The organism is Neisseria sp. P0008.S010, from assembly GCF_051962715.1.
In the GTDB taxonomy this organism is placed as follows: domain Bacteria; phylum Pseudomonadota; class Gammaproteobacteria; order Burkholderiales; family Neisseriaceae; genus Neisseria; species Neisseria elongata.
In genome coordinates, this window is sequence record NZ_JBQCVA010000028.1 from 22270 (window position 1) to 31372 (window position 9103).

The 9103-nt window shown below is 55.0% G+C and carries 7 protein-coding genes and 4 pseudogenes; 7 read left to right on the forward strand and 4 right to left on the reverse strand.

Annotated features, from left to right (window positions below):
* Positions 1-174: 174 nt before the first annotated feature.
* The gene (locus ACTHSL_RS08180) at positions 175-1512 is read left to right on the forward strand and encodes a sodium-dependent transporter (RefSeq protein ID WP_440381030.1); all 1338 of its coding nucleotides are present in this window, start codon (positions 175-177) and stop codon (positions 1510-1512) included.
* A gap of 78 nt (positions 1513-1590) precedes the next feature.
* Here ACTHSL_RS08180 and ACTHSL_RS08185 read toward each other — a convergent pair whose 3' ends face one another.
* Positions 1591-2394 carry a DsbC family protein gene (locus ACTHSL_RS08185; protein WP_440381031.1) on the reverse strand — a complete coding sequence of 268 codons (804 nt, stop codon included), beginning with the start codon at positions 2392-2394 and terminating at the stop codon, positions 1591-1593.
* 162 nt (positions 2395-2556) lie between these two features.
* Here ACTHSL_RS08185 and ACTHSL_RS08190 point away from each other — a divergent pair, with 162 nt between their 5' ends.
* Entirely contained in the window at positions 2557-3351 is a 795-nt protein-coding gene (locus ACTHSL_RS08190) for a 3'-5' exonuclease (RefSeq protein ID WP_049251820.1), read from the forward strand.
* Positions 3352-3538: 187 nt separating this feature from the next.
* Positions 3539-4357 (forward strand): hypothetical protein, encoded by an 819-nt coding sequence (locus ACTHSL_RS08195; RefSeq protein WP_440381032.1) that lies wholly within the window; start codon positions 3539-3541, stop codon positions 4355-4357.
* A 74-nt stretch (positions 4358-4431) separates the two neighbouring features.
* Here the strand turns inward: ACTHSL_RS08195 and ACTHSL_RS08200 are convergent, their stop codons facing one another.
* Both ACTHSL_RS08200 and ybeY read right to left on the reverse strand, forming a co-directional pair.
* Positions 4432-5262 carry an HlyC/CorC family transporter gene (locus ACTHSL_RS08200; RefSeq protein ID WP_440381033.1) on the reverse strand — a complete coding sequence of 277 codons (831 nt, stop codon included), beginning with the start codon at positions 5260-5262 and terminating at the stop codon, positions 4432-4434.
* Entirely contained in the window at positions 5262-5780 is a 519-nt protein-coding gene (gene ybeY / locus ACTHSL_RS08205; RefSeq protein ID WP_440381035.1) for an rRNA maturation RNase YbeY, read from the reverse strand. The genes ACTHSL_RS08200 and ybeY overlap by 1 nt, the downstream gene beginning before the upstream one ends.
* Before the next feature lie 162 nt (positions 5781-5942).
* On the opposite strand from ybeY, the pseudogene ACTHSL_RS08210 reads away from it, so the two are divergent.
* The 3 pseudogenes from ACTHSL_RS08210 to ACTHSL_RS08220 form a co-directional block, all read left to right on the forward strand.
* Positions 5943-6135, forward strand: a pseudogene (locus ACTHSL_RS08210) (helix-turn-helix domain-containing protein); the annotation flags it as partial.
* 39 nt (positions 6136-6174) lie between these two features.
* Positions 6175-6616, forward strand: a pseudogene (locus tag ACTHSL_RS08215) (IS1595 family transposase); the annotation flags it as partial.
* A 10-nt stretch (positions 6617-6626) separates the two neighbouring features.
* Positions 6627-6953: pseudogene (locus ACTHSL_RS08220) on the forward strand (IS30 family transposase); the annotation flags it as partial.
* 305 nt (positions 6954-7258) lie between these two features.
* On the opposite strand, the gene waaA reads toward ACTHSL_RS08220, so the two are convergent.
* On the reverse strand, positions 7259-8518 hold the full coding sequence (waaA, locus tag ACTHSL_RS08225; protein ID WP_440381034.1) for a lipid IV(A) 3-deoxy-D-manno-octulosonic acid transferase: 1260 nt from the start codon (positions 8516-8518) through the stop codon (positions 7259-7261).
* Positions 8519-8710: 192 nt separating this feature from the next.
* Here waaA and ACTHSL_RS08230 point away from each other — a divergent pair.
* Positions 8711-9103: pseudogene (locus tag ACTHSL_RS08230) on the forward strand (helix-turn-helix domain-containing protein); the annotation flags it as partial.

The following is a 9103-nucleotide window of genomic DNA, read 5'->3' on the forward strand; positions in this document are numbered from 1 at the left end:
AATTAACGGCATTTTATTTCATGTGATGCCGTTTTCCTAAAACGGTAGGTTGAATGCGGTTTGTTCCGTGCAGCAATCCTGCTTAATTTCACCGCGCCGGTTTCAAGGCGGATTTACGCCTGTCTGTTTTGCTACAATCGCGCCCTTCGTTGGTCTTTACAGGTTATTACATTTATGAAAACCCCTGCTTCTTGGTCGTCCAAAATCGGCTTCATCCTCTCTGCCGCCGGTTCCGCCATCGGCTTGGGCGCGATTTGGAAATTCCCCTATACCGCCGGTACCAACGGCGGCGCGGTGTTTGTGTTGATGTTTTTGGTGTTCACCATCTTGGTGGCCTTGCCGGTGCAGCTGGCCGAGTTTTATATCGGCCGCAAAAGCGGCAAAAACGCGGTGGATGCGTTTAAAACGCTCGCGCCGAACAGCCTGTGGCCGTGGATCGGGCGTATGGGCGTGTTTGCCTGCTTTATTTTGCTGTCGTTTTACAGCGTGGTGGGCGGCTGGGTGCTGAATTATGTGGTGCACGCGTTTGACGGCAACATCCACCAAAATGCGGATTTCAACGCGCTGTTCGGCAGCACGATTTCCAATCCCGTCGGCTCAATCGCTTATCAGGGGCTGTTTATGCTGATGACGGTATGGGTGGTGAAAAGCGGCATCGCGGCAGGCATCGAACGCGCCAACAAATACATGATGCCCGCGCTGTTTGTGTTGCTGTTATTGCTGGCTGTGCGTTCGCTCACGCTGGACGGCGCGATGGCGGGCATCTCCTTCCTGCTCAAGCCCGATTGGTCGCACTTCACGCCGCAAACCATGCTTACCGCGCTGGGACAGGCTTTCTTTGCACTGAGCCTGGGCGTATCCACCATGATTACTTATGCCGCCTATTTGGATAAAAAACAGGATTTGTTCCGCTCCGGCAACAGCATTATGTGGATGAACCTGCTGGTGTCTCTGTTGGCCGGTTTGGTGATTTTCCCTGCTGTGTTCGCTTTCAACTTTGAGCCGGGGCAGGGGCCGGGGCTGATTTTCGTGGTGCTGCCCGCCGTGTTTATGAAGCTGCCGTTGGGGCAAATTCTGTTTGCCGTGTTTATGCTGCTGGTGGTATTTGCCACGCTCACTTCCGCCTTCTCCATGCTGGAAACCGTGATTGCCGCCGCCATCCGCGAAGACGAAAGCAAACGCAGCAAAACCACTTGGATAATCGGCACGGCAATTTTTATTGTCGGCATCCCCTCCGCGCTCTCGTTCGGTGTGCTCGCCGAATGGAAGCTGTTCGGCAAAACGCTGTTCGACCTGTGGGACTACATGATTACCGCGCTGATTATGCCGATCAGCTCGCTTTTGGTGGCGGTGTTTGTGGGCTGGATACGGCAGAAGAGCGATGTGTTGGCGCACATGCGCGAAGGCAGCAGCGTGCCGCAGGCCCTGATTGTGCTGTGGCTCAACGCCCTGCGCTTCCTCGCACCGGTGGCGATTTTGCTGGTGTTCGCCAATACGCTGGGCTGGATTTGAAGCGCATAGTTTGAAAAGTAAAAAGGCCGTCTGAAAACCTCGAAATAGGTTTCAGACGGCCTTTGTATGCTTTTCAGCTTATTTTTGATTGTCTTTGATGATTTTTTCCAGTTGCGGCATTGGCGTATAACCGGCCTGTGTACGGCCATTGGGGAAAACGATGGCCGGAGTGCCGTGGAAGCCGAGCTGTTCGCCCAGCGAAGTGGTTTCATCGACAGGGTTGTCGCATACGGGAACTTGCGGCGGCATTTTTCCTTCTCGCATCCATTTCGTCCAAGCGGCGGTGCGGTCGGGTTGACACCAAATCTGTTGGGCTTTGCGCGCGCCGTCCGGGTGCAGGCCGGTCAAAGGCATCATAAAGTTGTAGATGGTAATATCGGTCATCTTGGCAAATTCGTGCTCCAGACGTTTGCAATACGGACAATCAGGGTCGGAGAAGACGGCTACTTGGAGTTTGCCGTTACCGCGCACTTCTTTAATCGCCATGTCGAAAGGCAGGCTGTCGTATTCGACCGCGCTCAATTGTGCCGTGCGCTCGTCGGTCAGGCTTTTGCGGTTTTTAATGTCGATGAAGTCGCCGACAATCATGTAGTCGCCTTTGGCATCGGTATAGATGACGGTTTTGCCGCTTAAGACGACTTCATACAGGTTGTCCAGCGGGGTAGGGTGGACAGACAGTACTTTAACTTGCTGTTCGACATAGGCTTTTTCTAATTTTCCACGGATGGTTTGTTCGACGGAAGCATCGATTTTGCCGTTCGCCGAGCCTGAGCCGATGGCTGTTTTGCCGGCAGCTTGCGCTGAGGTTGTGCCGACCTGGTTTTGACCGCAGGCGGCAATCAGCAGGGCGGCAGCCAGGACGGTGAGGGTGTTTCTTTTCATATTTATGTTGGCTTTCGTTTTCTCAATAAAATTCGGGCGTTGTCGCCGGGTCGGTATTATGCCGAAAAAAAGCGCGCAGGGCTAAGTATTTTGCATGACAAAAGTCGCGCCTTGCTGCACAATCCGCTCAATTATGGTCAGATTCCCAGCGAGAATACGAGTATGACACCGATTTTGGCTTTCGATATTGAGACGGTTCCCGATGTGCGCGGTATCCGCACGCTATATGACTTACCATCGGAAGTAGCGGACGCGGAGGTGGTGGAATTCGCCCGACAGAAACGCCGTGCGCGGACAGGCAGCGATTTTATGCAACACCATTTGCAACAGGTGGTGGCCATATCCTGCTGTATGCGTTGGGGGCAGGACAAAATCCACGTCGGCACGATAGGTGAAATCGGCGATGACGAGGAAACGGTGATTGCGCGTTTTTTTGAGCTGATTGAAACGCACACGCCGCAGCTGGTGAGCTGGAACGGCGGCGGTTTCGACCTGCCCGTTCTGCACTACCGCGCCCTGATACACGGCATCACGGCCGCCCGTTATTGGGACATGGGCGAGGGCGACTTCGGCGACAGCCGCGATTTTAAATGGAACAACTACATCAGCCGTTATCACAACCGCCATTGCGACCTGATGGACTTGCTCGCCCTCTACCAGCCCCGTGCCAATGTGCCTTTGGACGATATGGCCAAGCTGTGCGGCTTCCCCGGAAAATTGGGCATGGACGGCGGTAAAGTTTGGCAGGCGTTTCATGAAGGCCGTCTGAAAGAAATCCGCGACTACTGTGAAACCGATGCGGCCAATACTTATTTGATGTACCTGCGTTTCCGCCTGATGAGCGGCGCGTTGGACGGCGACGAGTACGAGCAGGAAATCCGCCGTCTGAAAAATTATTTGCAAACGCTGGCGGACGGGCAGGAACATTGGCGCGAATTTCTTGCCGCATGGGGCTGAATTTTGTCAAAGGCCGTCTGAAAAACGATTTTTCGGTTTTCAGACGGCCTTTGCCTGAAACACGCCGCAATTTTTTTGCGGACGAACGGAGCGGCAGGCTTTGCGTAAGCCTTTTCTTTGCCCACTGCGGCAGGGCAACCGTTTGACTGTCCGTTCTACGCATCAAACACAAAATCAGGAGTTTTGAATGAAACGCATCGTTTCTACCCTTATCCCGGCCGTATTGGTCATGCCGGCTTTGGCGGCACCTGCCGATGATGCTGCCATCGGTCATGTAATCGAACAGCATTACAACCGCCCTTTGGCGGCCGAAAAATGCCAACTGTCCGACCCGCCCAAGGGCAGTCAGAGTCTTCGAAATACGGCCTACTGTATGAAACGCGCGGCCGGACATACCGTTACCCGCAACGGCAAAACCACGCGCTACGAACTCTATACGGGTTTTGCCTACGACCTTGAAGAAAAACGGATAAATGATTCGCATGCCTCGTCCGGCCTGGCAGAAGTGTTCGTTTTGGAGAAGGAGGGCGGCAAGTGGGCAATCAAGCTGCACGGCAAAGATGAAGTCGGCGCGTGGGGTAAAACGCCCGATGCCGAAGATTGGCGGTTTATGCAGGTAGGCGGGCAAAATTGGGGCTATGCCGTCGAAACGGCCTATACCGGACAAGGTTCGACAGTGACAGGGTTGTTTTTGCTGTTCAGCGACAACCGCAACCGTATCGCCAACAGCTACATTCCGACTGGTTTGGACAACGGGGCTTATTACGGAAATTGCACAGTATACAAAGGGCGGGAGCGGCGCCATTGCGAAGAAATGGAAACCTCTTTGGACGCAGATGTTTCGTTTAACCGCCGCTTGAAGCCCGAATTTGATGTGTGGGCGGTTGAAGCCTCACTCAGCGGAACGCAGGGCAAGAAGCGATACCGGCAGCAGAAATACCCGATGCCGTATAACGGGAAGACACATGTCGTGCCCAAGGGTTACCCGCTTTACAGCCTGATGTAACGAAAATAATGATAAAGGCCGTCTGAAAACCGTTTTCCGGTTTTCAGACGGCCTTTCGTTTTGTATCCGCGGATTTATTCCTTCACACGCATGGCCATCAGGGTGTGCAGGCGGCGGTGGTCGGCGCGGGCGACGGTGAATTGCAGCGGCGGCAGGATGATTTTGTCGCCGCGTACGGGCAGGCGGCCGAGTTCTTGGATGACCAGCCCGCCTATGGTGTCCGCTTCCTCGCTGCGGTAGTCCGTGCCGAAGAAGGCGTTGATGTCTTCGATTTCGGTGACGGCGTTGATGCGCCAGCGTTCGGCGGAAACGGCGAAGATGTTGTCGGCGGAATCGTCTTCGTCGAATTCGTCTTCGATGTCGCCGATGATTTCTTCGATGACGTCTTCAAAGGTAACGAGGCCGGATGTGCCGCCGTATTCGTCGATGACGATGGCCATGTGCAGCCTTTGCTCGCGGAAGGTGGTGAGCAGGGCGTTGAGGGATTTGCCTTCGGGAACGAAAAACGCGGGGCGCAGGAGTTGTTCGAGGTTGAACTGTTCGGGGTTGAAGGCGTATTTGAGCAGGTCTTTGGCGTGCAGGATGCCGAGGATGGTGTCTTTGTCGCCGTCGATGACGGGAAAGCGCGAGTGTGCGGTTTCGATGACGTAGGGGATGATGCGTTCGAGGCTGTCGGTCGATTTGATGACGCTCATTTGCGAGCGGGTAATCATGGCGTCGCGCACTTCGAGTTCGGCAAAGTCGAGTACCTTCTCCAGCCGTTGCAGGGTGTCGGTGTCGAATACCTGTTGTTCGTGCGCTTGGCGCAGGAGGGCCAATACGCCTTCGGCGGTATCAGGTGCGTCGCCGTTGATGCGGCTGATGAGTCGTTCGAAAAAGTTGGGTTTCGACGGGCTGTCATCCATTATTGTTCGTCCTGTGAGTATGGGTCGGGGTATGCTAACTGATTTAGCAGGCGGGTTTCAAGGGCTTCCATTTCTTCTGCTTCGGTATCTTCGATGTGGTCGTAGCCCATCAGGTGCAAAACGCCGTGTATGGTGAGGTGGGCGAAGTGTTGTTCGGGTGTTTTGCCTTGTTCGGCGGCTTCTTTGAAGACGACTTGCGGGCAGATGACCAAATCGCCGTGCAGGCCGTCTGAAAGGGCGGGGGCGTACATGGTTTCGCCTTCGTCGAGGGCGAAGCTCAAGACGTTGGTGGCGTAGTCTTTGCCTCTGTAATCGCGGTTGCAGGCGCGGGCGGGTTCTTCGTCGAGCAGGAGCAGGGAGATGTCGGCGCGGCGGTGGTGTTGTTTGACCGCCTGCCATGCCCAGCGGTAGAAGTCGCGCTCGGAGGGGATGCCTGCGGCGGAGGATTGGTTGTCGAAATGCAGGGTGAAGCGTTGCCGTTGCAGTTTGAGGAAGGGGTAGCGTTTGGCTTTTTTCATGTTTGGTTGCGGTTGTGTAAAGGCGTGATGATACTGGAAATCGGAGAGGCCGTCTGAAGGTGTTTTCAGACGGCGGCGGATTCGCATTTGAAGTGCAACTTTCCATAACAGAAAAAGGCCAGTATGCGGTAGCATACGGCCTTTCCTGCAAGAAAGATTGTCATGGGCCACACACAACTGACCCAAGACGAACGATACCCTATCCAATACCTGTCCCGCCACCGTACCGTCACCGAAATCGCCAAACAGCCCAACCGCCACAAAAGCACCATCAGCCGCGAAAGCAGGCGGCATCGTACCCAAGGGCGGCAATACAGCGCCGAACAAGCCCAACGGCAAAGCCGGCTGACCAAACGGGGCTGTACTAGATTAGCAGATATGTTACCCTCGGAATATGAAGATAACACACTGCAAATTAAATAAAAAAGTACAGAAAGAACTGCTCCGGTTTTTTGTACTCGAAGTTACCGCCCGTTCTGCCGCCGATATTTTGGGTATCCATCCCAATTCGGCAGTCCTGTTCTACCGCAAAATCCGTATGGTCATCAGCCATTATCTGGCCTTGGCTGCCGATGAGGTTTCGAGGGTCCCGTCGAGCTGGACGAAAGCTCTTTCGGCGGACGGCGTAAAGGCAGACGTGGTCGCGGTGAGGCAAGAAAGTAGTTGTCTTTGGCATCCTGAAACGTAACGGACGGGTCTATATCGTTGTCGTAAATAATGCCAAGTCCGATACGTTGATGCCTGTTAGCAAACAGAAAATCATGCCGGACAGCATTGTTTATACCGATAGTCTGAGCAGCTATGACAAGCTAGACGTAAGCGGTTTTATCCATTACCCGGACAGCCGTCAGGGCATTAAAGGCACATAAAGTCAGAGTGCACACCATCACCATGGATAACGGCAAAGAGTTCTACCAGCACACCAAAATAGCCAAAGCATTGAAGGCGGAAACCTATTTTTGCCGCCCTTACCATTCTTGGGAGAAAGGGCTGAATGAGAACACCAACGGACTCATCCGGCAATATTTCCCCAAACAAACCGACTTCCGAAACATCAGTGATCGGGAGATACGCAGGGTTCAAGATGAGTTGAATCACCGGCCGAGAAAAACTCTTGGCTGCGAAACGCCAAGTGTTTTATTTTTGAATCTGTTCCAACCGCTGGTACCATAGTGTTGCACTTGAAATCTGAATTCAAGGCCGTCTGAAAAAAACAAACGCCCGCCGTGATATACGGCGGGCGTTTTGACTGTAAAACGCCCGGATTCTTAACCAATCCGTGCAAGCGAAAATCCAAACACGAACGCGCCGCTCACACCGCCCACGGCAGAATTCGTCATTCCCGCGCAGGCGGGAATCCAGGCATCGGATTTTCAGAAACGCTCAGAATCTGTCGCACAGTCCAAACTCCCGCCTGCGCGTCAGACTTGCGTCAGCTGATGGCGATATAAAGCGTCCTTATCCGATGGATTATATTTTCAGACGGCCTCCGCAATCAGCGAGGCGATGGTTTCACTTGCGCCACGGTGGCGGCGGATAAAACCTTCCGCGCAGTCCGATACCTGCCGGCGCAGCCGGTCGTCCGAAAGCCATTGTTCGGTTATCTTGCGCCATTCGTCGGCATCGCGCACCTGAACGGCCGCGCCCGCCTCGGTTGCGCTGCAGCAGGCTTGTTCGAAATTGTAGGTGGAAAAACCGAACACGGTCGGCAGGCCGCAGGCAATCGGTTCGATGATGTTCTGACAGCCGCTGTCCACCAGGCTGCCGCCGACAAAGGCGGCATCGGCGGCGGCGTAATAGGCATAAAGCTCGCCCATGCTGTCGCCTATCCAAACCTGCGTATCGGCAGCCACTGCTTGGCCGTCGCTGCGTTTCTGCGCACGGAAACCCAGCATTAAGGCCGTCTGAAAAACGGCTTCGAAGCGTTCGGGATGGCGCGGCACAATCACCAGCAGGGCATCGCCGCGGTAGGACTGCCAAGCCCGCAGCAGCAGTTCTGCTTCGTCTTGGTCGCGGTAAAAGCGGGTGCTGCCGCATACCGCCGTCGGCCTGCCGCCTATTTTGCGTTTGAATTCGGCGGCTTTCTCCAGCTGTTCGGGCGGCGGGGAAATGTCGTATTTGGTGTTGCCGCACACTTTCGGGTCGGCCGCGCCCAAGCTTTTCAGACGGCCTGCATCGGCTTCGGTTTGGACATAGCAGCCTTTCAGGGCGGCCAGGGCCGGGCGGATAAGGGAAGCGGCTTTGAGGTAGCCGCGCTGCGATTTTTCCGACAGGCGGGCGTTGGCGAGAAATAAGGGAAGGTTCCGTTCGCGGCAGGCGGCCATGAGGTGCGGCCAAATTTCGGTTTCCATCAGGATGCCGAAGCGCGGGCGGTGTTCGTCGAGAAACTGCGCCACATAATCGGGACGGTCGTAGGGAAGGTAGCGGCATTGCGCGTCGGGAAACAGTTTTTCCGCCGTTTCGCGCCCCGTCGGCGTCATTTGGGTAATCAGCAACGGCGCGTCGGGAAAGCGGCGGCGCAGGCTGCGGACGAGCGGTTCGGCGGCGCGCGTTTCGCCCACGGATACGGCGTGCAGCCAGATGGCGTTTTGCAGCGGCGCGGGATGCGGACGGCCGAAGCGTTCGTCCCAATAGTCGAGGCAGGCGGGGTTTTTGACGGCGCGGCGGCGGAGGTAGCGGCGAATAAGCGGCGGGGCGATTTGCCAAAGGGCGCGGTACAGCAAGGAAAGCGGTGTCATGTTTGAAGGCCGTCTGAAAAAGCGTTATTGTAGCTTTCAGACGGCCTCTGCGGATACGGCTTTATTCGGGAGTATGTTTTTCAGACGGCGGCGGATTTGCATTTGAAGTGCAACTTTCCATAACAGAAAAAGGCCGGTATGCGGCAGCATACGGCCTTTCCTGCAAGAAAGATTGCCATGAGCCACACATAACTGACCCAAGACGAACGATACCCTATCCAATACCTGTCCCGCCACCGCACCGTCACCGAAATCGCCGAACAGCCCAACCGCCACAAAAGCACCATCAGCCGCGAAATCAGGCGGCACTGCAACCAAGGACAGCAATACAGCACCGATAAAGCCCAACGGCAAAGCCGACTGACCAAACAGCGCCAGCGAAAACCCTATAAGCTCGATTCGCAGCTCATTCAACACGTCGACACCCTTATCTGCCGCAAACTCAGCCCCTAATAAGTGTGCGCCTACTTGCATAAACACCACGGGATTACACTCCATCACAACACCGTTTACCGCTACCTTCGTCAAGACAAAAGCAACGGCGGCACTTTGTGGCAACATCTCAGAATATGCAGCAAACCCTAC